Below are 22481 nucleotides of genomic sequence, written 5' to 3' on the forward strand. Positions count from 1 at the left end.
GGCGCCTAGCGGCGCTTGCCCTTACGGTCGTCCTTGACATGGCCGCGGAATGTCCGCGTGGGAGCGAATTCGCCGAGCTTGTGCCCGACCATCGACTCAGTGACAAACACCGGGATGTGCTTGCGTCCGTCGTGCACGGCGATCGTGTGGCCGAGCATGTCGGGGACGATCATCGAACGGCGGGACCAGGTCTTGATGACGTTCTTGGTGCCCTTTTCGTTTTCCCTGGCTACCTTCACAAAGAGGTGCTGGTCAACGAAAGGACCTTTTTTCAGGCTGCGTGGCATGTGTCCAGGCTCCTATCGCTTGTTCTTGCCAGTACGACGGCGACGAACAATAAGCTTGTCGCTCTCTTTGTTGGGACGGCGGGTGCGGCCTTCGCGCTTACCGTTCGGGTTGACGGGGTGACGTCCACCGGACGTCTTACCCTCGCCACCACCGTGCGGGTGGTCGACCGGGTTCATGGCGACACCACGGACGGTCGGGCGGACGCCCTTCCAGCGCATACGGCCGGCCTTACCCCAGTTGATGTTCGACTGCTCGGCGTTGCCGACCTCGCCGACGGTTGCGCGGCAGCGCACGTCAACGTTGCGGATTTCGCCGGAAGGCAGACGCAGCTGGGCGAAACGGCCTTCCTTTGCAACGAGCTGGATCGATGCGCCGGCGGAGCGGCCCATCTTGGCGCCGCCACCCGGGCGCAGTTCAACTGCGTGGATTACGGTACCGACCGGGATGTTGCGCAGCGGCAGGTTGTTGCCGGGCTTGATGTCAGCGTCGGCACCTGCTTCCACGGTGTCACCCTGGGCCAGCTTGTTCGGGGCGATGATGTAACGCTTGGTGCCATCAACGTAGTGCAGGAGGGCGATGCGAGCCGTGCGGTTCGGATCGTACTCGATTTCGGCAACGCGGGCGTTGACGCCGTCCTTGTCGTGACGACGGAAGTCGATCAGACGGTACTGGCGCTTGTGGCCACCACCCTTGTGACGGGTCGTGATCTTACCGGTGTTGTTACGGCCACCCTTTTTCGGGAGGGGACGTACCAACGACTTTTCCGGCGTCGACCGCGTGATTTCGGTGAAGTCCGCTACGCTCGAGCCACGACGGCCCGGGGTAGTCGGCTTGTACTTACGGATTCCCATAATTTATTTCCTCGTTAAAGTGGTCTCCGCTACGAGAGCGGACCGCCGAAGATGTCGATAGTGCCTTCTTTGAGGCTCACAATGGCACGCTTGGTGTTCTTGCGGGTACCCCATCCGAATTTGGTGCGCTTGCGCTTACCGGCACGGTTGATGGTGTTGATCGATTCGACCTTGACGGAGAAAATCTTCTCCACGGCCAGCTTGATCTCGGTCTTGTTCGAGCGGGGGTCCACCAGGAAGGTGTACTTGCCCTCGTCGATCAGGCCGTAGCTCTTTTCCGAAACGACGGGTGCAAGCACGACGTCGCGCGGGTCTTTGATGGTGGCTGCGCTCACTTGGCATCCTCCTCGTTCTTTGCAGCCTTGTCAGCAACGAATGCTTCGTAGGCAGCCTTGGTGAAGACTACGTCGTCAGAAACGAGCACGTCGTAGGTGTTCAGCTGGTCTGCGTACAGAACGTGAACATCCTGGAGGTTGCGCACGGAGAGTGCAGCAACATCGTTGGCGCGGTCGATGACAACGAGCAGGTTCTTGCGCTCGGAGACGCCACGCAGCGTTGCCAGTGCGTCACGGGAAGACGGCTTGGTGCCTTCGACCAGATCAGCAACGACGTGGATGCGGCCGTTACGGGCGCGGTCAGAGAGAGCGCCGCGCAGTGCAGCAGCAATCATCTTCTTGGGGGTGCGCTGGCTGTAGTCACGCGGCGTGGGGCCGTGGACGATGCCACCACCGGTCATGTGAGGAGCACGGATTGAACCCTGACGGGCGCGGCCGGTGCCCTTCTGCTTGAACGGCTTGCGACCGGCGCCGGAAACTTCGGCGCGGGTCTTGGTCTTGTGGGTACCCTGGCGAGCAGCAGCGAGCTGTGCAACGACGACCTGGTGCAGCAGCGGCACGTTGGTCTGTACGTCGAAGATCTCTGCAGGCAGGTCAACCTTGACAGTGCTAGTCATTGAACTAGGCTCCCTTCACGGCGGTGCGTACGAGTACGACCTGGCCGCGGGCGCCGGGGACGGCACCCTTGATCAGGAGCAGCGACTTCTCGACGTCAACCGCGTGGACCGTGAGGTTCAGCGTGGTGTGACGAACGGCGCCCATGCGGCCGGCCATTTTCATGCCCTTGAAGACGCGGCTCGGGGTGGATGCTCCACCGATAGAACCGGGCTTACGGTGGTTCTTGTGGGCACCGTGGGAAGCTCCAACGCCGTGGAAGCCGTGACGCTTCATAACACCGGCGAAGCCCTTACCCTTGGTGGTGCCAACGACGTCGATCTTCTGGCCGGCTTCGAAGAGCTCTACGGAGAGCTCCTGGCCCAGCTCGTAAGAGTCAGCATCTGCAGTGCGCAGTTCTACGACGTGGCGGCGAGGCGTGACGCCTGCCTTTTCAAAGTGACCAGCCAGCGGCTTGGTGACCTTGCGGGGGTCGATCTGGCCGTAGCCGATCTGAACGGCGACGTAGCCATCAGTCTCTGCATTGCGCAGCTGCGTGATGACGTTCGAGTCAGCCTGGACCACAGTGACGGGGATGAGCTTGTTGTTCTCGTCCCAGACCTGGGTCATGCCGAGCTTCGTGCCCAGCAGGCCCTTTACGTTACGGGTTGCGGTCATAGTCTCTCAGCACCTCCCTACAGCTTGATTTCGATGTTCACGTCGGCCGGCAGGTCGAGACGCATGAGCGAATCAACAGCCTTGGGCGTGGGATCGATGATGTCGATAAGACGCTTGTGCGTGCGCATTTCAAAGTGCTCGCGGCTGTCCTTGTACTTGTGCGGAGAGCGGATTACGCAGTAGATGTTCTTCTCCGTCGGCAGCGGCACGGGGCCAACTACAGTTGCGCCTGCGCGCGTGACCGTCTCAACGATCTTCCGTGCTGAAACGTCAATGACCTCGTGGTCATATGACTTCAGCCGGATGCGGATTTTTTGTCCCGCCATGTCGCCTGACTCTCTTTCAGTCTGTGCTTCCCCTGTTTAGGGCTGCCCTGTTTACTTACTCGTTGTGTGGCTGCCGAAGCATTTGAAGTCGTAACTACCACCCGCCGCACAAGCTGAATCCGGATGAATCCGGGTTCCTCAACCTGCCGGCGCAACCGACCCCCGCGGTCGGGCGTGTCGCGCTTTGCACGCGTACTCGTCCGCAGTTCCTTGGGAAGTGGGTTATGTTTGGGCTCTTACTTGGACCCTGGCACCCGGCATTATCCGGATCGGGACGCGAAAGAGCGCTTGAACAACTCATCTAGTATGCCGGAATTAATCGGCAGAAGCGAATCAGCGCCGACAGGACCTGCCCCTGGCTCCCCGCTCCTCTCGACTCTTGGTCCTGCCGGCGCCCGGTCATTGCCTTCAGCAACGGTCGATACGAAGATAGGGGCATGACCGTGCAGGATTCCCCCGCCGTCCAGGCCCTCGCTGCCAAGCTGCGGCCGGGCTTCATGCTGGGGGTGGCCTCCGCCGCCTTCCAAATCGAAGGTGCCCTCGCAGCCGGGGGGCGAGGACCCTCAGGCTGGGACGCCTTTGCCGAGAAGCCCGGCAGCATCCAGGACGGGCACTCCCCCGCCGTCGCCTGCGATCACTACAACCGTACGGACGAGGACGTCCGGTTGATGCGCGAGCTGGGCATCGATTCCTACCGGTTCTCGATTTCCTGGCCGCGGATCCAGCCGGACGGCACGGGCCCGTTCAACGCCGAGGGCCTCGACTTCTACGACCGGCTGATCGACCGGCTCCTCGAGGCCGGAATCTCGCCGATGGCCACGCTGTACCACTGGGACACCCCGCTTCCGTTGGAGCACCGCGGAGGCTGGATGAACCGGACGACGGCGGAACGCTTCGCCGACTACAGCGCCGCCGCCGGCGCCCGGTTCGGGGACCGGGTGACCCAGTGGGTGACGTTGAACGAACCGGCCTCCGTCACCCTCAACGGCTATGCCCTCGGCGTGCATGCGCCCGGCCACGACCTGCTCTTCGACGCCCTGCCGTCGGTGCACCACCAGCTCCTGGCCCACGGACTCGCGGTCCAGGCCCTGCGGGCCGAGGGCGTTACCGGAGCGGTCGGCGTCACCAACCTGCACTCCCCCGTCCGGCCGGCCACCGGGTCCGTCACGGACAAACTGCTGGCGAAGGTCTTCGATCTGGCACTAAACCGGATCTACGCCGATCCGATCCTGTTGGGGAGCTATCCGAAACCGCCGCTGCTGGCCAGGCCCTGGTTCCGTGCCCTCGCCAGGATCTCCGACGCGGACCTGCGCAATATCCACCAGCCGCTGGATTTCTACGGGGTGAACTACTACTACCCGGTGAAGGTGGCCACCGGCCGCGGCCCCGCGGACAGCCCGGTCGGCTCAGCGGAGGCGATGGTGAAGCTGCCGTTCCACTTTGCCGCATTCCCGGAGTATGAAACCACCGGCTTCGGCTGGCCGGTTGCGCCGGACCACCTGGGTCCGCTGCTTCGGGAAATGAAGGACCGGTACGGCGAGGCCCTCCCACCGCTCTACATCACCGAGAGTGGAGCGAGCTTCCCGGAACCGGACCATGTGGACGGGCCGATCGCTGACGCGGGCCGGATCAGCTACCTCGCAGACCATCTGGGCCACGCACTCGCCGCGACGGCCCCCGGCGGCATCGCCGACGACGTCGAACTCCTGGGTTACTACGTGTGGACGCTGATGGACAACTTCGAATGGGCGGCCGGCTACTCCCAGCGCTTCGGCCTGGTCCACGTCGACTTCGACACCCAGGCGCGGACCCCCAAGGAGTCCTTCTATTGGTACCAGGCCCTCAGCAGGGCCAGGCAGGACCAGTCCGCGCGCTAGATCACTGCCCCGCTACTTGTTCTTGTTGGCGCGGTCGATGCGTTTTGCACGCTCGATCTCGTGCCGGAAGTATTTCTTGGCCCACAGCCCGCCACCGACGCCGGCGGCAATTACCACCAGGAAAATGATCCATTCCATGCCGGTCTCCTCTCTTCACCTGCAACCGTAGCAGGCACTTAAAAGGAACAGCCCCGCTGCAGTGCAGCGGGGCTGTTCCTTTTCGTCACGGAGGCCGCCAGGCGGCCGCCGATCAGGAGTTCAAGCTCAGATCAGCAAGGACTACTTGATGATCTTGGTGACGCGTCCCGAACCAACGGTGCGGCCGCCTTCGCGGATTGCGAAGCCGAGGCCCTCTTCCATTGCGATCGGCTGGATGAGCGCAACGGTCATCTCAGTGTTGTCGCCGGGCATAACCATTTCCGTGCCTTCCGGCAGGGTGATAACGCCGGTTACGTCCGTGGTGCGGAAGTAGAACTGCGGGCGGTAGTTGGAGTAGAACGGGTTGTGACGTCCGCCTTCGTCCTTGGAGAGGATGTAGACGTTAGCCTCGAAGTCGGTGTGCGGGGTGATGGAACCCGGCTTGACGACAACCTGGCCACGCTCGACATCGTCGCGCTTCAGACCGCGGAGCAGGAGGCCACAGTTCTCGCCGGCCCATGCTTCGTCGAGCTGCTTGTGGAACATCTCGATACCGGTAACCGTGGTCTTCTGGACCGGGCGGATGCCGACGATCTCGACCTCAGAGTTGATCGCGAGGGTTCCACGCTCGGCGCGGCCCGTAACAACGGTGCCACGGCCGGTGATCGTGAAGACGTCTTCGATCGGCATCAGGAACGGCTTGTCACGGTCACGAACCGGGTCCGGAACGGACTCGTCGACAGCAGCCATCAGGTCCTCAACGGACTTGACCCACTCCGGGTCGCCTTCCAGAGCCTTCAGGCCCGAAACGCGGACAACCGGTGCTTCGTCGCCATCGAAGCCCTGCGAGCTCAGGAGCTCACGAACTTCCATTTCGACGAGGTCGAGGAGTTCCTCGTCATCGACCATGTCAGCCTTGTTCAGTGCCACCAGCAGGTAGGGAACACCAACCTGGCGGGCGAGCAGAACGTGCTCGCGGGTCTGGGCCATCGGGCCGTCAGTGGCGGCAACCACGAGGATTGCACCGTCCATCTGAGCAGCGCCGGTGATCATGTTCTTGATGTAGTCAGCGTGACCCGGAGCGTCTACGTGTGCGTAGTGGCGCTTCTCGGTCTGGTACTCAACGTGGGAGATGTTGATGGTAATGCCGCGCTGACGCTCTTCGGGTGCAGAGTCAATCGACGCGAAGTCACGCTTCTCGTTGAGAGTCGGGTACTTGTCGTACAGCACCTTGGAAATGGCGGCCGTCAGCGTCGTCTTACCGTGGTCAACGTGACCAATGGTACCGATGTTAACGTGCGGCTTAGTCCGCTCGAACTTTGCCTTTGCCACAGGTTCCTCCTAGAACGTTTTCAAATGACTTACCCTTCGACCGCGCTTGTCGCGGCTGAAACTCCAGTAAGTCTACTTGGGGGGCTTTGGATTGGTGAAATTGCAGATTCAGGAACTAATACTAGTCCCTCGAGCCTGTTCGTGCTGGCGGCCGGTGCCCGGCTGGACTGCGTCCGACCGGGGCCGACCGCCAGCACCAGGTGAATCTCCTATTGAGGAAACGCACCCGAGTGTTTTCGCTGCTGCGGGAAGTCCTTGCGGACTACTCGCCGCGGCTCTTCTGGATGATCTCGTCGGCAACTGCCTTCGGGACCTCGGCGTAGCTGTTGAACGTCATGGAGTACACAGCGCGGCCCTGGGTCTTCGAACGCAGGTCACCGATGTAGCCGAACATGCCGGACAGCGGGACGTGCGCGCGAATGACCTTGACGCCCTGGGCATCTTCCATGGACTGCATCTGGCCACGGCGGGAGTTGAGGTCACCGATAACTTCACCCATGTATTCCTCAGGGGTGCGGACCTCGACATCCATCAGCGGTTCAAGCAGGACGGGGTTCGCCTTGCGTGCGGCTTCCTTGAAAGCCATACGTCCGGCGATCTTGAACGCCATTTCCGAGGAGTCAACATCGTGGTAAGCGCCGTCAATCAGCGTCGCCTTGATGCCGACAACCGGGTATCCGGCCAGGACGCCGTCGTTCAGCGCATCCTGGATACCAGCGTCAACGGACGGGATGTATTCGCGCGGAACGCGGCCACCGGTGACCTTGTTCTCGAACTGGTACATCTCGCCTTCGGACGTGTCCAGCGGCTCGATGGCGATCTGGATCTTTGCGAACTGGCCCGAACCACCGGTCTGCTTCTTGTGCGTGTAGTCGTGACGCTCTACAGCACGCTTGATGGTTTCGCGGTAGGCAACCTGGGGCTTGCCCACGTTTGCCTCGACCTTGAATTCGCGGCGCATGCGGTCCACCAGGATGTCCAGGTGGAGCTCGCCCATGCCGGCGATGATGGTCTGGCCGGTGTCTTCGTTGAGGGAGACCTGGAAGGTCGGGTCCTCAGCGGAGAGCTTCTGGATGGCCGTGGAGAGCTTCTCCTGGTCACCCTTGGTGTTCGGCTCGATCGCGACCGAGATCACGGGCTCCGGGAAGCTCATGGACTCGAGGACGATCTGGTTCGAAGAATCGCACAGGGTGTCGCCCGTGGTGGTGTCCTTCAGGCCGATCGCTGCGTAGATGTGGCCAGCGGTAGCGCCGTCAACCGGCATTTCCTTGTTGGCGTGCATCTGGAACAGCTTGCCGATGCGCTCCTTCTTGCCCTTGGTGGAGTTGACCACCTGTGCGCCTGCTTCCACGTGACCGGAGTACACGCGGATGAAGGTGAGCTGGCCGAAGAAGGGGTGCGCGGCGATCTTGAACGCCAGTGCGGAGAACGGCTCGTCAGCGGAAGGCTTACGGGTCAGTTCCTTCTCTTCGTCGCGAGGATCGTGACCGATCATCGGGGGGACGTCGAGCGGGTTCGGCAGGTAGTCCACGACGGCGTCGAGCATCGGCTGGACGCCGCGGTTCTTGAACGCGGAACCACAGAAGACCGGGTAGAGCTCGGAGTTGATCGTCATCTTGCGGATGCCGGCCTTGAGCTCGTCGATCGAAATCTCTTCGCCCTCGAGGTACTTCTCCATGAGCTCGTCGGAGGACTCTGCAACCGTCTCAACGAGCGTTGCGCGGTACTCTTCGGCCTTCTCCTTGAGGTCAGCCGGGATCTCCTGGATCTCGTACTTGGCACCCATGGTGACGTCACCCTTGGAGTCGCCGGGCCAGACCAGTGCACGCATGTACAGCAGGTCGACGACGCCGATGAAGTCGTTCTCGGCGCCGATCGGCAGCTGCATGACGAGCGGCTTGGCACCGAGGCGGCTGACGATGGTGTCGACGGTGAAGTAGAAGTCAGCGCCGAGCTTGTCCATCTTGTTGACGAAGCAAATGCGCGGGACGTTGTACTTGTCGGCCTGGCGCCAAACAGTCTCGGACTGCGGCTCCACACCTTCCTTGCCGTCGAACACGGCGACTGCACCGTCGAGGACGCGCAGGGAGCGCTCAACCTCAACCGTGAAGTCAACGTGGCCGGGGGTGTCAATGATGTTGATCTGGTTGTTTTCCCAGAAGCAGGTCACGGCGGCAGACGTGATGGTGATGCCGCGTTCCTTCTCCTGTTCCATCCAGTCGGTGGTCGACGCGCCGTCGTGCGTTTCGCCGATCTTGTGGTTCACACCCGTGTAGAACAGGATGCGCTCGGTAGTAGTGGTCTTGCCGGCATCAATGTGGGCCATGATGCCGATATTGCGGACCTTGCTAAGGTCGGTAAGCACGTCCTGTGCCACGGTGTCTCCCTTTCGGATGGACTGCACGTTCGCCGCCGACTCGGTTGAGCCGGCGGCGTCCGGGAAGTATTACCAGCGGTAGTGTGCGAAGGCCTTGTTGGACTCGGCCATCTTGTGGGTGTCTTCGCGACGCTTCACAGCGGCTCCGAGACCGTTCGAGGCATCCAGGATTTCGTTCTGGAGGCGCTCGGTCATCGTCTTTTCGCGGCGGGCCTTGGAGTAGCCAACCAGCCAGCGGAGGGCGAGGGCCGTGGAACGGCCCGGCTTGACCTCGACGGGAACCTGGTAGGTGGCGCCACCGACGCGGCGGGAGCGGACCTCGAGGGAAGGCTTGACGTTGTCCATGGCCTTCTTGAGGGCTGCAACCGGGTCGCCGCCGGACTTGGCGCGCGCGCCTTCGAGTGCACCGTAGACGATGCGCTCTGCAGTGGACTTCTTGCCGTCAACCAGCACCTTGTTGATCAGCTGAGTGACCAGCGGGGAGCCGTAAACGGGATCTAGTACTAGCGGCCGCTTGGGGGCCGGACCCTTGCGAGGCATATTACTTCTTCTCCATCTTTGCGCCGTAGCGGCTGCGGGCCTGCTTACGGTTCTTCACACCCTGGGTATCGAGGGCGCCACGGACGATCTTGTAACGGACACCCGGAAGGTCCTTAACACGGCCGCCACGGACGAGCACAATGGAGTGCTCCTGCAGGTTGTGGCCAACACCGGGGATGTAGGCGGTGACTTCAACGCCGCCGTTGAGGCGCACGCGGGCAACCTTACGGAGAGCCGAGTTCGGCTTCTTCGGGGTCGTCGTGTAAACGCGGGTGCAGACACCGCGGCGCATGGGGCTGCCGTTAAGCGCGGGAGCCTTGGTCTTCTTGACCTTAGGCGTGCGGCCCTTGCGGACCAGCTGGTTAATCGTAGGCACTCTCGTGTTCTCCGTTTTATCCGGAGCGGTCGTTGACGGCCGCTCTCTTGTCGCTTCGCCTCGCCGCTCGAGCTTTGAAGTTCTCTCCAGAGCAGCTGAGGCGAAGCCTTAATAGTCGGACCGCATACCGGGCCTCTGGACTCTCATCCTGGACTGCCCCTAGGCATGCGAAAATGTGGCATACGTTGCACAAGAACCCTGCAAACCGGAAACGTCGTCCTGATTGAACCTTTCGGCTGCAACCGGCGCACTCATCCACTGCCACAATAACAATTAGTCTCAAGTCTAACACGGACGGCCCCCAGCCCTTAATCGGCGGGCTTTCGGGCCCAACCGCCGCCGGCCGCCTCCCGCCGTCGAGTGCTGAGATACGGCCGTTCCGGAGCCCGAAAAGGGCGGCATCGGAGCAACCGACTGACCAAGGGCCGGAGGCGCTGGCACCGGGGACGCGGCAGGCTGCGGGTTAAACGGGGATGGTCCCGCACCTTGCGGTGCGGGACCATCCCTGGCAGAGCTACGACGGCCCGGAGGGGCCGCCGTGGCGGTTAGCGGAAGTCGCTGCCCAGATCGTAGTCATCCAGCGGGATGGCGTGGAACTCAGGAGCTCCGTCGCCGCCCAGGGAGTCGTAGGAGAAGTCGCTGAACGCGCTCGGGCCGGTGAACAGATTGGCCTTCGCTTCTTCAGTCGGCTCCACCGTGACCTCGGTGTAGCGCGGGAGACCCGTGCCGGCCGGGATGAGCTTACCGATGATGACATTTTCCTTGAGGCCGAGCAGCGGATCGCTCTTGCCTTCCATGGCCGCCTGCGTCAGGACGCGGGTGGTCTCCTGGAAGGAAGCTGCGGACAGCCAGGACTCGGTCGCCAGGGACGCCTTGGTGATACCCATGAGCTCGGGACGGCCGGAGGCCGGCGTCTTGCCCTCGGAGACCACGCGGCGGTTGGCATCCTCGAAGCGGCTGCGCTCGGCGAGCTCGCCGGGCAGCAGATCCGATTCACCGGACTCGATGACCGTGACGCGGCGCAGCATCTGGCGGACGATAACCTCGACGTGCTTGTCGTGGATACCGATGCCCTGGCTGCGGTACACGCCCTGGACTTCGTCAACCAGGAACTTCTGCGCGGCACGGGGGCCCATGATGCGCAGAACCTGCTTGGGGTCGACCGGACCGTTGATGAGCTTCTGTCCGACACTGACGTGCTCGCCGTCTTCGATGAGAAGACGTGAACGGCGCAGCACCGGGTAGGCGATCTCTTCGGACCCGTCATCCGGGGTGATGACCAGGCGCATCTGGCGCTCGGACTCTTCGATGGTGATGCGGCCGGCTGCTTCAGCAATCGGTGCGACACCCTTCGGAGTACGGGCTTCGAAGAGCTCCTGGATACGGGGCAGACCCTGGGTGATGTCGTCGCCACCGCCGGCGGAGACAGCACCACCGGTGTGGAAGGTACGCATGGTCAGCTGGGTACCCGGCTCACCGATGGACTGTGCGGCGATGATGCCCACGGCCTCGCCGATGTCCACGGTCTTGCCGGTGGCCAGCGAACGGCCGTAGCACAGGGCGCAGGTGCCGACGCTGGACTCACAGGTGAGTACGGAGCGGACCTTGACCTCGGTAATGCCGGCTGCGAACAGTTCGGCAATGACGACGTCGCCGCAGTCAGTGCCGGCCGCCGCCAGGACCTTGCCCTTGGCGTCAACGACGTCCACGGCCAGGGTGCGGGCGTACGCGCTGTTCTCGACGTTTTCGTCCAGGACCAGCTCGCCGTTGGCGTCAGCCACCGCGATCGGGGTAACGAGGCCGCGTTCGGTGCCGCAGTCCTCTTCACGGACGATGACGTCCTGCGAAACATCCACCAGACGACGGGTCAGGTAACCCGAGTTGGCGGTACGCAGTGCGGTATCGGCCAGACCCTTACGGGCACCGTGCGTGGCGATGAAGTATTCCAGCACCGACAGGCCCTCGCGGTAGGAGGACTTGATCGGACGCGGGATGATCTCGCCCTTCGGGTTGGCCACCAGGCCACGGATACCCGCGATCTGACGGACCTGCATCCAGTTACCACGGGCACCGGAGGACACCATGCGGTTGATGGTGTTCATCGGGGACAGGCTGTCACGCATCGCCTGGGCGATCTCGTTCGTTGCCTTGTTCCAGATCTCGATCAGTTCCTGGCGACGCTCGTCGTCGTCGATCAGGCCCTTGTCGTACTGGCCCTGGATCTTGGCGGCCATGGTCTCGTAACCGGCGAGGATCTGCGGCTTGTCCGTGGGCACCTCGATGTCCGAGATGGCGACCGTGACGCCCGAGCGGGTTGCCCAGTAGAAACCGGCGTCCTTCAGGTTGTCCAGCGTTGCCGCCGTGACGACCTTCGGGTAGCGCTCGGCGAGGTCGTTGACGATCCGGGACAGCTCGCCCTTGTCGGCAACAGCCTCAACCCACGGGTAGTCCGCGGGCAGCGTCTGGTTGAAGATGACCTGGCCGAGGGAGGTTTCGACCAGTGCGGTCTGACCCGGCTCCCAGCCTTCGGGAGCTTCCCAGCCGGCGTAAGGAACGAAGTCCTCGAGCCGGATCTTGACCTTGGAGTTCAGGTGCAGCTCGTGCAGGTCGAACGCCATGATGGCTTCCGAAACGGAGGAGAAGATCCGGCCTTCGCCAGCTGAACCGACACGCTTGGTGGTCAGGTGGTAGAGACCGATGATCATATCCTGCGAGGGCAGGGTCACCGGGCGGCCGTCGGACGGCTTCAGGATGTTGTTCGAGGACAGCATCAGGATCCGGGCTTCGGCCTGGGCTTCGGGGCTCAGCGGCAGGTGGACTGCCATCTGGTCGCCGTCGAAGTCGGCGTTGAAGGCGCCACAAACCAGCGGGTGGAGCTGGATTGCCTTGCCTTCAACAAGCTGCGGCTCGAACGCCTGGATGCCGAGACGGTGCAGGGTAGGTGCACGGTTCAGCAGCACGGGGTGCTCGGTGATGATCTCTTCGAGCACGTCCCAGACCTGCGGGCGGTAGCGCTCGACCATGCGCTTGGCCGACTTGATGTTCTGTGCGTGGTTGAGGTCAACCAGGCGCTTCATCACGAACGGCTTGAAGAGCTCCAGTGCCATCTGCTTCGGCAGGCCACACTGGTGCAGCTTAAGCTGCGGGCCGACGACGATCACGGAACGGCCCGAGTAGTCGACGCGCTTACCCAGGAGGTTCTGGCGGAAACGACCCTGCTTGCCCTTGAGCATGTCGCTCAGGGACTTCAGCGGGCGGTTGCCCGGTCCGGTGACCGGACGGCCGCGGCGACCGTTGTCGAAGAGGCTGTCAACAGCTTCCTGAAGCATGCGCTTCTCGTTGTTGACGATGATCTCCGGGGCACCGAGGTCAAGCAGGCGCTTGAGGCGGTTGTTGCGGTTGATCACGCGGCGGTACAGGTCGTTGAGGTCGGAGGTCGCGAAGCGGCCACCGTCCAGCTGGACCATCGGACGCAGTTCCGGCGGGATCACCGGGACGGCGTCCAGCACCATGCCGAGCGGGCTGTTGTTGGTGGTCAGGAACGCGTTGACCACCTTGAGCCGCTTCAGGGCGCGGGTCTTGCGCTGGCCCTTGCCGTTGGCGATGATGTCGCGCAGCAGGTCCGACTCGGCCTGCATGTCGAAGCTCTCAAGACGCTTCTTGATGGCCTCGGCACCCATGGAGCCTTCGAAGAACATGCCGTAGCGGTCACGCAGTTCGCGGTACAGGCCCTCGTCACCTTCGAGGTCGGCGACCTTGAGGTTCTTGAAGCGGTCCCAGACCTGCTCGAGGCGCTCGATCTCAGCATCCGCGCGCTTGCGGACGTTGGCCATCTGGCGGTCGGCGGAGTCGCGGGCCTTCTTCTTGTCGGCGGCCTTGGCACCTTCACCCTCGAGCCGCGCGATCTCGTTTTCGAGGTCGCGGGCGATCGTGGCGATGTCGGAGTCGCGGTTGTCGATCAGCTGCTTCTTCTCGATGTCGTGCTCAACCTGGAGGTTGGGCAGTTCCTCGTGACGGGCATCAGCGTCGACGCTGGTGATCATGTAGGCGGCGAAGTAGATGACCTTTTCGAGGTCCTTCGGCGCCAGGTCAAGGAGGTAGCCCAGGCGGGACGGGACACCCTTGAAGTACCAGATGTGCGTGACCGGGGCGGCCAGCTCGATGTGGCCCATGCGCTCACGGCGCACCTTGGCACGGGTGACCTCAACGCCACACCGCTCGCAGATGATGCCCTTGAAGCGCACGCGCTTGTACTTACCGCAGTAGCATTCCCAGTCGCGGGACGGGCCGAAGATCTTCTCGCAGAAGAGGCCGTCCTTCTCGGGCTTGAGCGTGCGGTAGTTGATGGTTTCCGGCTTCTTAACCTCGCCGTAAGACCAGCCACGGATGTCTTCCGCGGTGGCGAGGCCGATCTGCATGAGGCCGAAGGAGGATTCGCTGGACATATGGTCCCTGTTCTCTCTTGTTCTCTAAATTCTGAAGTCTTGGGTTACGGGAAGAGGGAGGTGGCGTCCGACGGCGGGTGGTGACCCGCCGTCGGACCCCGCCTGCTAAACCTCTTCTACGGAACTGGGCTCTGCACGAGACAGATCGATGCCCAGTTCTTCCGCAGCCGTGAAGACTGCGTCATCAGAGTCACGCATTTCAATTGTGGTTCCGTCCGTGGAAAGAACTTCCACGTTCAGGCACAGCGACTGCATTTCCTTGATCAAGACCTTGAAGGACTCAGGAACGCCCGGCTCCGGGATGTTCTCGCCCTTGACGATGGCTTCGTAGACCTTCACACGACCGTGGATATCATCCGACTTGATCGTGAGGAGCTCCTGGAGCGTGTAGGCGGCGCCATAGGCTTCGAGCGCCCACACTTCCATTTCACCGAAGCGCTGGCCACCGAACTGTGCCTTACCACCCAGCGGCTGCTGCGTGATCATGGAGTACGGGCCGGTGGAGCGCGCGTGGATCTTGTCGTCCACCAGGTGGTGGAGCTTCAGGATGTACATGTAGCCGACCGAGATCGGATCCGGGAACGGCTCGCCGGAGCGGCCGTCAAACAGGCGGGTCTTGCCCGAAGAGTTGATCAGGCGGTCGCCGTCGCGGGTGACGTTGGTGGAGTCGAGCAGGCCCGTGATTTCCTCTTCACGAGCACCGTCGAAGACCGGCGTTGCGACAGTGGTCTGGCCACTCTCACGCGGCAGGTTCGGCAGCTGCTTGACCCACTCGGGCTCGCCCTCGATCTTCCAACCGGTCTTGGCAACCCAGCCGAGGTGCGTTTCGAGCACCTGGCCGACGTTCATACGGCCCGGAACACCCAGCGGGTTCAGGACAATATCAACGGGGGTGCCGTCGGCAAGGAAGGGCATGTCCTCGATCGGAAGGATCTTGGAGATAACACCCTTGTTGCCGTGACGGCCGGCGAGCTTGTCGCCGTCGGTGATTTTGCGCTTGGCGGCCACGTAGACGCGCACCAGCTGGTTGACGCCCGGGGGCAGCTCGTCGTCGTTGTCGCGGTCGAAGACGCGGACACCGATCACGGTGCCGGACTCGCCGTGCGGAACCTTCAGCGAGGTGTCGCGCACTTCGCGGGACTTCTCACCGAAGATGGCGCGCAGCAGGCGCTCTTCCGGGGTCAGCTCGGTCTCGCCCTTGGGGGTGACCTTACCTACCAGGATGTCGCCGGCTTCGACCTCGGCACCGATGTGGATGATGCCGCGCTCGTCCAGGCCTGCCAGGACTTCCTCGGACACGTTCGGGATGTCACGGGTGATTTCCTCGGCACCAAGCTTGGTGTCGCGGGCGTCGATCTCGTGCTCCTCGATGTGGATCGAGGACAGGACGTCCTCGGCCACGATCCGCTGGGACAGGATGATGGCATCCTCGAAGTTGTGGCCTTCCCATGACATGAATGCCACGAGCAGGTTCTTACCGAGGGCGAGCTCGCCCTGGTCCGTTGCCGGGCCGTCAGCGATGATGCCGCCGACCTCCAGGCGCTGGCCTTCGTTCACCAGGACACGGTGGTTGTAGCAGTTGCCCTGGTTGGAGCGGGCGAACTTGTTGATCCGGTAGTTGGTCTCCGTGCCGTCGTCGTTGAGCATGATGACGAGCTCGGCGGAAACCTCGGTGACCACACCGGCCTTCTTCGCGATGACTACGTCACCGGCGTCGACGGCGGCGGCGCGCTCCATGCCGGTGCCGACGAACGGCGCCTCGGAGCGGACCAGCGGGACAGCCTGGCGCTGCATGTTGGCACCCATGAGTGCACGGTTGGCATCGTCATGCTCGAGGAACGGGATCAGGGCGGTAGCCACGGACACCATCTGGCGCGGGGAAACGTCCATGAACTCGACGTCGGCGGCGGGAACCAGCACGGGCTCGCCTCCACCACCGCGGGCACGGACCAGCACGGTCTCTTCGGCGAAACGCTTGTTCTCGTCCAGCGGGGCGTTGGCCTGTGCGATCAGCACCTCGGCCTCGTCGTCGGCGGTGAGGTACTGGACCTCATCGGACACGACACCCTCGGAGACCAGACGGTACGGGGTCTCGATGAAACCGAACGGGTTGATGCGTCCGTAGGAAGCCAGCGAACCGATCAGACCGATGTTCGGGCCTTCAGGAGTTTCGATGGGGCACATACGTCCGTAGTGGGACGGGTGCACGTCACGAACTTCCATGCCGGCACGGTCACGGGACAGACCACCCGGACCAAGCGCGGACAGGCGGCGCTTGTGGGTGAGGCCCGAGAGCGGGTTGTTCTGGTCCATGAACTGTGACAGCTGGGAAGTTCCGAAGAACTCCTTGATGGCTGCCACGACGGGGCGGATGTTGATCAGGGTCTGCGGCGTGATGGCCTCGACGTCCTGGGTCGTCATACGCTCGCGGACAACGCGCTCCATGCGGGACAGGCCGGTGCGGACCTGGTTCTCGATGAGCTCGCCGACGGCGCGGATGCGGCGGTTGCCGAAGTGGTCGATGTCGTCGATCTCGACGCGCAGCTCGTGGTCCTGGCCGTCGCGCTTGCCCATGAGGGTCTTCTCACCGGCGTGCAGGGCTACCAGGAACTTGATCATGGCAACGATGTCTTCAACGTGCAGCACGGATGCTTCCTTGTCGCCAAGGGAGCGGTCGATGCCGAGCTTGCGGTTGATCTTGTAACGGCCAACCTTGGCCAGATCGTAGCGCTTGGAGTTGAAGTACAGGTTGTCCAGCAGGGACTGGGCAGCCTCAACGGTGGGCGGCTCGCCCGGTCGCAGCTTCCGGTAGATGTCCAGCAAGGCGTCTTCGCGGGTTTCGGTGGCGTCCTTCTCCAGCGTTGCGCGCATGGAGTCGTACTGGCCGAACTCTTCGAGGATCTGGCCTTCGGTCCAGCCGAGGGCCTTCAGCAGCACCGTGACGGACTGCTTGCGCTTGCGGTCGAGGCGAACGCCGACCTGGTCGCGCTTGTCGATTTCGAGTTCGAACCAGGCGCCGCGGGACGGGATGATCTTCGCGGTGAAGATGTCCTTGTCGCTGGTCTTGTCCGCGGTGCGCTCGAAGTAGGCGCCCGGGGAACGGACCAGCTGGGACACGACGACACGCTCGGTGCCGTTGACGACGAAGGTGCCCTTCTCGGTCATCAGCGGGAAGTCACCCATGAACACGGTCTGCTGCTTGATTTCGCCCGTGTTGTTGTTCATGAATTCGGCCTTGACGTACAGCGGAGCCGAGTAGGTAGCGTCCCGGTCCTTGCACTCGGCCATGGTGTACTTCGGATCAGCGAACTCCGGCTCGGAGAAGCTCAGGGACATGGTGCCCTGGAAGTCCTCGATCGGGGAGATCTCTTCGAAGATGTCAGACAGGCCCGAAGTGGTGGCGACGCTGAGGTCGCCTTCTTCGACGGCCTTCGCGACGCGTGCCTGCCAGCGTTCGTTTCCGACCAGCCAGTCGAAGCTGTCGGTTTGCAGGGCAAGCAGATTCGGAACGTCAAGCGGTTCGTGAATCTTTGCGAAGGAGAGCCGGCGGGTTGCACCGTCGGTGCTGTCGGCATTGATAGCGGTAGCGTTGTTTACATTAGAGGTGCTCGAGGCGACCAAGAGGGATCCTTCCACAGACCTTCAGGCGTTTTCAGATCTCCCCCGTTATGCACCCTGCGAAGTGACTTCGCAGTGCTACCAGTCCGGTTCCGCTATATGACCCGGGACCCGGCTGCCCATGCTGGTGCGCGTTGTAGACGGCACATTGATGGAGCAGCTGTCAGGCTAAGCCCACCGCTATATGAAGGCTGAAGGTAAACAGGGAAGACGCAAATATCTACGATACGGCAAAGCAACCTACTTGTCTACCCCACTTGCGGCGTGAATGCAAGCACGGCCCCCGCTCCCCCACGGCCTCGCCGCGGGCCCACCCACAGCCGGGACGATTCCGCGGAATGGCTCCGTGATGGGGCTCACGATAGCCTTGGAGGACATCGTTAGAGATCGGAAGAGATAACCATGAGCAACTCCGCGGACAACAATGATGTTGTCATCCTCGCCGCCGCCCGCACCCCGCAGGGGCGGCTCAACGGGCAGTTGGCCAGCTTCACCGCCGTCGAACTCGGCGCCCACGCGATCCGGGCGGCCCTGGCCGCCAGCGGAGTGAAGCCGGACCAGGTCGACTCGGTGGTCATGGGCCAGGTCCTGCAGGCCGGCGCGGGCCAGAACCCGGCCCGGCAGAGCGCCATCGGCGCCGGCATCGGCTGGAACGTCCCCACCGTCACCATCAACAAGGTCTGCCTCTCCGGCCTCACCGCCGTGATCGACGCGGCCCGGATGATCCGCAGCGGCGACGCCACGGTCGTCGTCGCCGGCGGCCAGGAATCCATGAGCCGGGCGCCGCACCTGCTGCCCGGCTCGCGGCAGGGCTGGACCTACGGCTCGGTCCAGGCACTCGACGCCGCCGCCCACGACGGCCTCACCGACGCCTTCGACGGGCAGTCGATGGGCCTGTCCACCGAGAGCAAGAACGTCACGCTCGGCATCGACCGCACCTCCCAGGACGAAGTGGCGGCGGCATCGCACCAGCGCGCCGCCACGGCGGCGAAGGACGGGGTGTTCGACGGCGAAATCGCCCCGATCAGCGTCAAGCAGCGCAAGGGCGACCCGATCGTGGTCGGCACCGACGAGGGGATCCGCCCGGACACCTCCGTCACATCCTTGGCGGCCCTGCGCGCCGCCTTCGCCACGGACGGCACGATCACCGCCGGCAACTCCTCCCCGCTCTCCGACGGCGCCGCGGCCCTGGTCCTCACCTCGCGGAAGTTCGCCGAGGACCACGGCCTGGACTACCTGGCCGTCGTCGGCAAGCCCGGGCAGGTCGCCGGACCGGACAATTCGCTGCACTCCCAGCCCTCAAATGCGATCAAGAACGCACTGGACAAGGCCGGCTGGTCCACCGGGGACCTGGACTTCATCGAGATCAACGAGGCCTTCGGTTCCGTGGCCGTGCAGTCGCTCAAGGACCTGGACTACCCGCTGGAACAGTGCAATATCCACGGCGGCGCCATCGCCCTGGGCCACCCGATCGGCGCCTCGGGGGCCCGGCTGGCCCTGCACGCGGCCCACGAGCTGAAGCGGCGCGGCACCGGCAAGGCCGCCGTGTCGCTCTGCGGCGGCGGCGGCCAGGGCGAAGCCCTGCTGCTGTACCGCGACTGATGAGCGAGCTCGTCTCGGGCCAGGACCGCGGCGGCGGTGCCGGCAGGAAGCGTTTCCTCGCCGACGCCGCCGCGCGCGGACTTGAGGTGGAGCTGGTTGAGCGGCTGGCCGCCAGCAGCCTGGAGGAGGCCGCCGGTATCCTCGGGATCGCCCCCGGCGACATCGTGAAGTCACTCGTGGTCAAACACAAGGACGGCAGCTTCCTCTTCGCCCTCGTTCCCGGCGACCGCCAGATCTCCTGGCCCAAGCTCCGCCAGCTGGTCGGCGTCAACAAGCTCTCGCTGCCTGGCGCCGACGTCGCCCTCGCGGCGACCGGCTACGAGCGCGGCACGATCACCCCGCTCGGCAGCACCTCCCCGTGGCCGGTCTACGCGGACAGCACCATCACCGGCCGGCGGATTTCGATGGGCGCCGGCGAACACGGCTACAGCGCGTTCGTCGACGCCGACGCGCTCACCGCGGCGCTTGGCGCCGTCGTCGCGGACATCACCGAGCCGATGCCGGCCGTCTAATACACCCGGGTTAAAACCAACGCGGGGTCACTTCCAGCCCATCCGAGGCCAAAGGATGGGCGAGAGGTGACCCCGCGTTGCTGTTTCCGGCGGAAGGGTCCGTAGGAATCAGGCGGTGACGGTCAGCGGCGCCCCGTTGACTGTGAGCCGCCAGTTGCTTTGGCTGAATACGGCCGCGTCCAGGGTGCCGAGGTCCACGACGTAGTCAATGATGCGCTGCCGGATTTCCTGCTGGCTGTTGGAGAGCACCGGCGCGGTCTTCACGGCCGGGAAGTTCCCTCCGCCGCTCTGCCGGTAGTTGTTGATCGCCATCGCGAATTCCTGGCCGGCCGGGACGGGCGCCCCGCCGTACGTCAGGTTCATGATCCGGTCCCCCACCGGGCGGGCGAGGTCGATCTCGTAGTCCAGCGGGGCGTCCAGGCCGTAGACGACGTCGTAGTTATAGTCCGGGGTGCCGTTCGGCGCCATCGCGGTGGCCGCGTTCGTGACGTCCTGGGCGCTGGCCGTTGTGCCGGAGACCGGCTTGAAGTACTGCGCGGACCATTCGAGGTAGGCCTTGACCTGGGCGCCGGTGACCTTGATGGACAACAGCGTGTTGTCGAAGATGTACAGCCCGGCCACGTCGCGGATGGTCAGCGGGCCCGCCTTGACGTCCACCGCCCGCGAGAACGCCGCCGCGATGGAGAGCACCGGGAGCCCGGCTGCCGGCCCGTTGGCCAGCTCCGCCTTGATAGTGCTCGCCTGGACATAGTTGATCGCGTCGATCGCGGCCGAGTCGCCCCAGCAGGCGGTCGCCGTGCTCAGCGGCGCGGTGGACGTGCCGATCACCTGGTTCACGTACTTCACGGTCGCCTGGTGGCCGGCCTGCACGGCGCTGACGACGGCGGCGTCGGCATCGACGGTCTTGGCGTCGAGGAGGTGGGAGTGCGCCGAGACGACGCTCCACTGCCCCCGGTCCTTGGCGAGCTGCAGGTCGATCACGGCGACGCGCATCCCCCACTTGAGGGGTTCAGTCAGGAGCACCTGCCGGCCGGTGGCCTTGTTGGTGACGAAGCGTTCCGGAATCTCCAGGTGGGCGTGCCCGACTAGGATCGCATCGATCCCGGGGACCTCCTCGGCGAGCTGGGTGGAGGCGTTCTCGGGGAACGGCAGCGCATCGCCGTAGGAAGAGCCCGGCGTCGCACCGGAGTGGCTGGAGACGATGACGACGTCGGCTCCGGCCGCCTTCATCTGCGGGATGACGGTCTTGGCCTCCTCGACGATCCCGTTGAAGTCGAGCTTGCCCTGGACGTTGTCGCGGTCCCAGAGCGCGCAGCCGGGGGTCACGAAGCCGACGAGTCCCACGGTCAGCCAGCCGTTCCCGGTCTTGACGCGCTTGAGGATGTACGGGGTGAAAGCGCGCTGGCCGGTGACGGCGTCGTGCACGTTCGCGCCGAGCAGCGGGAAATCCAGCTGCTTTTCCCAGGTCCGCAGCAACGGGATGCCGTAGTTGAATTCGTGGTTGCCGAGCGCGACGGCGTCGTAGCCCACGGCGTTCATGGCCAGTGCCATGGGGTGCTTGACGGTGTCGGAGATGGGGTTGACCTTGGCGAAGTAGTAGGCCAGCGGCGTGCCCTGGATCGTGTCCCCGGAGTCGATGGTGAGGGTGTTGCCGGCGCCGCGTTCTGCCCGGACCGCCTTGATCAGGGTGGCGGCCTGCGCGATGCCGATCTTGTTTCCTGCGTTGTCCGAATAAGGCACGTCCTTGAAGTAGTCCCAGTTGAAGACGTTGTTGTGCAGGTCGGTGGTGCCGAGCACGGTCAGCTGGAACTGCTTCTTCCCGTTGGCCGGCGCGGCCTGGGCCGCCGGGGCGCCGGAGAGGGCGGCAGCGGCAGCGCTGCCGCCGACGAAGGCCGCGGTGAGCATGGCGCGGCGGGAGAACGAAGGATTCGGATCGGTCATTGGGTGGACTCCTCAGGGTTTGGCGGCCGGTCGGCACAGAGCCAAAGTCTAGGGGCCGCGCACGCTCCTGAAAAGGAGAGCCCCCAATCATTTACAAAAGGTTCACCTGGGCCGTATCCGACCCGGAACGCAGGAAACCCCGCCCACCGGAGTGGACGGGGTTTCCCGAAGCTGGAAAGCTGAATGCCTTCCGGAGCTGAGAGTGTTACTTGAGGGTAACGGTGGCGCCGGCAGCCTCGAGCTGCTCCTTGGCCTTCTCTGCAGCTTCCTTGGTGGCGCCTTCGAGGACAGCCTTCGGTGCACCGTCGACCAGGTCCTTGGCTTCCTTGAGGCCGAGGGAGGTGATGGCGCGAACTTCCTTGATCACTGCGATCTTCTTGTCGCCAGCAGCTTCGAGGATGACGTCGAAGTCGGTCTTCTCTTCAACCTCTTCAGCGGCGCCGCCGGCGGGGCCAGCAACAGCAACCGCAGCAGCGGTAACTTCGAAGGTCTCTTCGAAGAGCTTGACGAACTCGGAGAGCTCGATGATGGTCAGTTCCTTGAAAGCTTCAATGAGCTCTTCGTTGGTGAGCTTCGCCATGGTTGGCGTCCTTCCTATAGTGGTGCTTGGCGGCCGGGGCCGTGCCTTCGCACCGGAGTCTGGTTTGAAAG

The 22481-nt window shown here is 63.7% G+C and carries 18 protein-coding genes; 3 read left to right on the forward strand and 15 right to left on the reverse strand.

What is annotated here, in order from left to right:
* Positions 1-5: 5 nt before the first annotated feature.
* The 6 genes from rpsS to rpsJ are packed head-to-tail and all read right to left on the reverse strand — an operon-like array spanning position 6 to position 3072.
* Positions 6-287, reverse strand: a complete 282-nt coding sequence (gene rpsS, locus AC1DBL_RS01750; protein ID WP_018773666.1) for a 30S ribosomal protein S19 — start codon at positions 285-287, stop codon at positions 6-8.
* Positions 288-299: 12 nt separating this feature from the next.
* Positions 300-1139, reverse strand: coding sequence for a 50S ribosomal protein L2 (rplB, locus tag AC1DBL_RS01755; protein WP_024366131.1), 840 nt, complete (start codon positions 1137-1139; stop codon positions 300-302).
* A 29-nt stretch (positions 1140-1168) separates the two neighbouring features.
* On the reverse strand, positions 1169-1474 hold the full coding sequence (gene rplW / locus AC1DBL_RS01760) for a 50S ribosomal protein L23 (RefSeq protein WP_018773664.1): 306 nt from the start codon (positions 1472-1474) through the stop codon (positions 1169-1171).
* Positions 1471-2091, reverse strand: coding sequence for a 50S ribosomal protein L4 (gene rplD / locus AC1DBL_RS01765; protein WP_441417035.1), 621 nt, complete (start codon positions 2089-2091; stop codon positions 1471-1473). Before rplD ends, rplW begins: the two co-directional genes overlap by 4 nt.
* A gap of 4 nt (positions 2092-2095) precedes the next feature.
* On the reverse strand, positions 2096-2746 hold the full coding sequence (rplC, locus tag AC1DBL_RS01770) for a 50S ribosomal protein L3 (RefSeq protein ID WP_003803812.1): 651 nt from the start codon (positions 2744-2746) through the stop codon (positions 2096-2098).
* 17 nt (positions 2747-2763) lie between these two features.
* Entirely contained in the window at positions 2764-3072 is a 309-nt protein-coding gene (gene rpsJ / locus AC1DBL_RS01775; protein ID WP_038464699.1) for a 30S ribosomal protein S10, read from the reverse strand.
* Between the two features lie 437 nt (positions 3073-3509).
* Here rpsJ and AC1DBL_RS01780 point away from each other — a divergent pair, with 437 nt between their 5' ends.
* On the forward strand, positions 3510-4949 hold the full coding sequence (locus tag AC1DBL_RS01780; RefSeq protein ID WP_476892120.1) for a GH1 family beta-glucosidase: 1440 nt from the start codon (positions 3510-3512) through the stop codon (positions 4947-4949).
* A 12-nt stretch (positions 4950-4961) separates the two neighbouring features.
* Here AC1DBL_RS01780 and AC1DBL_RS01785 read toward each other — a convergent pair whose 3' ends face one another.
* From AC1DBL_RS01785 to rpoB, 7 genes are all read right to left on the reverse strand, one after another.
* Positions 4962-5087, reverse strand: a complete 126-nt coding sequence (locus AC1DBL_RS01785) for a hypothetical protein (protein ID WP_441417033.1) — start codon at positions 5085-5087, stop codon at positions 4962-4964.
* Positions 5088-5228: 141 nt separating this feature from the next.
* Complete coding sequence (tuf, locus tag AC1DBL_RS01790; protein ID WP_003803827.1) at positions 5229-6419, reverse strand: elongation factor Tu; 1191 nt, start codon at positions 6417-6419, stop codon at positions 5229-5231.
* Positions 6420-6681: 262 nt separating this feature from the next.
* Positions 6682-8796, reverse strand: coding sequence for an elongation factor G (fusA, locus tag AC1DBL_RS01795; RefSeq protein WP_476925365.1), 2115 nt, complete (start codon positions 8794-8796; stop codon positions 6682-6684).
* 69 nt (positions 8797-8865) lie between these two features.
* A complete protein-coding gene (gene rpsG / locus AC1DBL_RS01800; RefSeq protein WP_026531948.1) occupies positions 8866-9336 on the reverse strand; it encodes a 30S ribosomal protein S7 in 471 nt (156 codons plus the stop codon).
* Between the two features lies 1 nt (position 9337).
* On the reverse strand, positions 9338-9712 hold the full coding sequence (rpsL, locus tag AC1DBL_RS01805; RefSeq protein ID WP_011692814.1) for a 30S ribosomal protein S12: 375 nt from the start codon (positions 9710-9712) through the stop codon (positions 9338-9340).
* A gap of 545 nt (positions 9713-10257) precedes the next feature.
* Positions 10258-14157 (reverse strand): DNA-directed RNA polymerase subunit beta', encoded by a 3900-nt coding sequence (locus AC1DBL_RS01810; protein ID WP_476892119.1) that lies wholly within the window; start codon positions 14155-14157, stop codon positions 10258-10260.
* A gap of 105 nt (positions 14158-14262) precedes the next feature.
* Entirely contained in the window at positions 14263-17778 is a 3516-nt protein-coding gene (rpoB, locus tag AC1DBL_RS01815) for a DNA-directed RNA polymerase subunit beta (protein ID WP_138768564.1), read from the reverse strand.
* A 399-nt stretch (positions 17779-18177) separates the two neighbouring features.
* On the opposite strand from rpoB, the gene AC1DBL_RS01820 reads away from it, so the two are divergent.
* A complete protein-coding gene (locus AC1DBL_RS01820) occupies positions 18178-19377 on the forward strand; it encodes an acetyl-CoA C-acetyltransferase (RefSeq protein WP_476892118.1) in 1200 nt (399 codons plus the stop codon).
* Positions 19377-19889 (forward strand): aminoacyl-tRNA deacylase, encoded by a 513-nt coding sequence (locus AC1DBL_RS01825; protein ID WP_441417030.1) that lies wholly within the window; start codon positions 19377-19379, stop codon positions 19887-19889. Before AC1DBL_RS01820 ends, AC1DBL_RS01825 begins: the two co-directional genes overlap by 1 nt.
* Before the next feature lie 108 nt (positions 19890-19997).
* Here AC1DBL_RS01825 and AC1DBL_RS01830 read toward each other — a convergent pair whose 3' ends face one another.
* Together AC1DBL_RS01830 and rplL are read right to left on the reverse strand one after the other, a co-directional pair.
* Positions 19998-21830, reverse strand: coding sequence for a bifunctional metallophosphatase/5'-nucleotidase (locus AC1DBL_RS01830; protein WP_476892116.1), 1833 nt, complete (start codon positions 21828-21830; stop codon positions 19998-20000).
* 205 nt (positions 21831-22035) lie between these two features.
* Positions 22036-22410 carry a 50S ribosomal protein L7/L12 gene (gene rplL / locus AC1DBL_RS01835; RefSeq protein WP_441417028.1) on the reverse strand — a complete coding sequence of 125 codons (375 nt, stop codon included), beginning with the start codon at positions 22408-22410 and terminating at the stop codon, positions 22036-22038.
* Between the last annotated feature and the right edge of the window lie 71 nt (positions 22411-22481).

Source organism: Arthrobacter sp. 10T44 (assembly GCF_056393885.1).

Excerpts from the sequence above, each read along its gene's own strand:
- AC1DBL_RS01820 (WP_476892118.1), top strand. The coding sequence starts at position 18,178 with ATGAGCAACTCCGCGGACAACAATGATGTTGTCATCCTCGCCGCCGCC.
- AC1DBL_RS01825 (WP_441417030.1), top strand. The coding sequence starts at position 19,377 with ATGAGCGAGCTCGTCTCGGGCCAGGACCGCGGCGGCGGTGCCGGCAGG.
- rplD (WP_441417035.1), bottom strand. The coding sequence starts at position 2,091 with ATGACTAGCACTGTCAAGGTTGACCTGCCTGCAGAGATCTTCGACGTA.
- AC1DBL_RS01785 (WP_441417033.1), bottom strand. The coding sequence starts at position 5,087 with ATGGAATGGATCATTTTCCTGGTGGTAATTGCCGCCGGCGTCGGTGGC.
- rplB (WP_024366131.1), bottom strand. The coding sequence starts at position 1,139 with ATGGGAATCCGTAAGTACAAGCCGACTACCCCGGGCCGTCGTGGCTCG.
- rpsJ (WP_038464699.1), bottom strand. The coding sequence starts at position 3,072 with ATGGCGGGACAAAAAATCCGCATCCGGCTGAAGTCATATGACCACGAG.
- rpsG (WP_026531948.1), bottom strand. The coding sequence starts at position 9,336 with ATGCCTCGCAAGGGTCCGGCCCCCAAGCGGCCGCTAGTACTAGATCCC.
- AC1DBL_RS01780 (WP_476892120.1), top strand. The coding sequence starts at position 3,510 with ATGACCGTGCAGGATTCCCCCGCCGTCCAGGCCCTCGCTGCCAAGCTG.
- rplC (WP_003803812.1), bottom strand. The coding sequence starts at position 2,746 with ATGACCGCAACCCGTAACGTAAAGGGCCTGCTGGGCACGAAGCTCGGC.
- AC1DBL_RS01830 (WP_476892116.1), bottom strand. The coding sequence starts at position 21,830 with ATGACCGATCCGAATCCTTCGTTCTCCCGCCGCGCCATGCTCACCGCG.
- rpsS (WP_018773666.1), bottom strand. The coding sequence starts at position 287 with ATGCCACGCAGCCTGAAAAAAGGTCCTTTCGTTGACCAGCACCTCTTT.
- AC1DBL_RS01810 (WP_476892119.1), bottom strand. The coding sequence starts at position 14,157 with ATGTCCAGCGAATCCTCCTTCGGCCTCATGCAGATCGGCCTCGCCACC.
- rplL (WP_441417028.1), bottom strand. The coding sequence starts at position 22,410 with ATGGCGAAGCTCACCAACGAAGAGCTCATTGAAGCTTTCAAGGAACTG.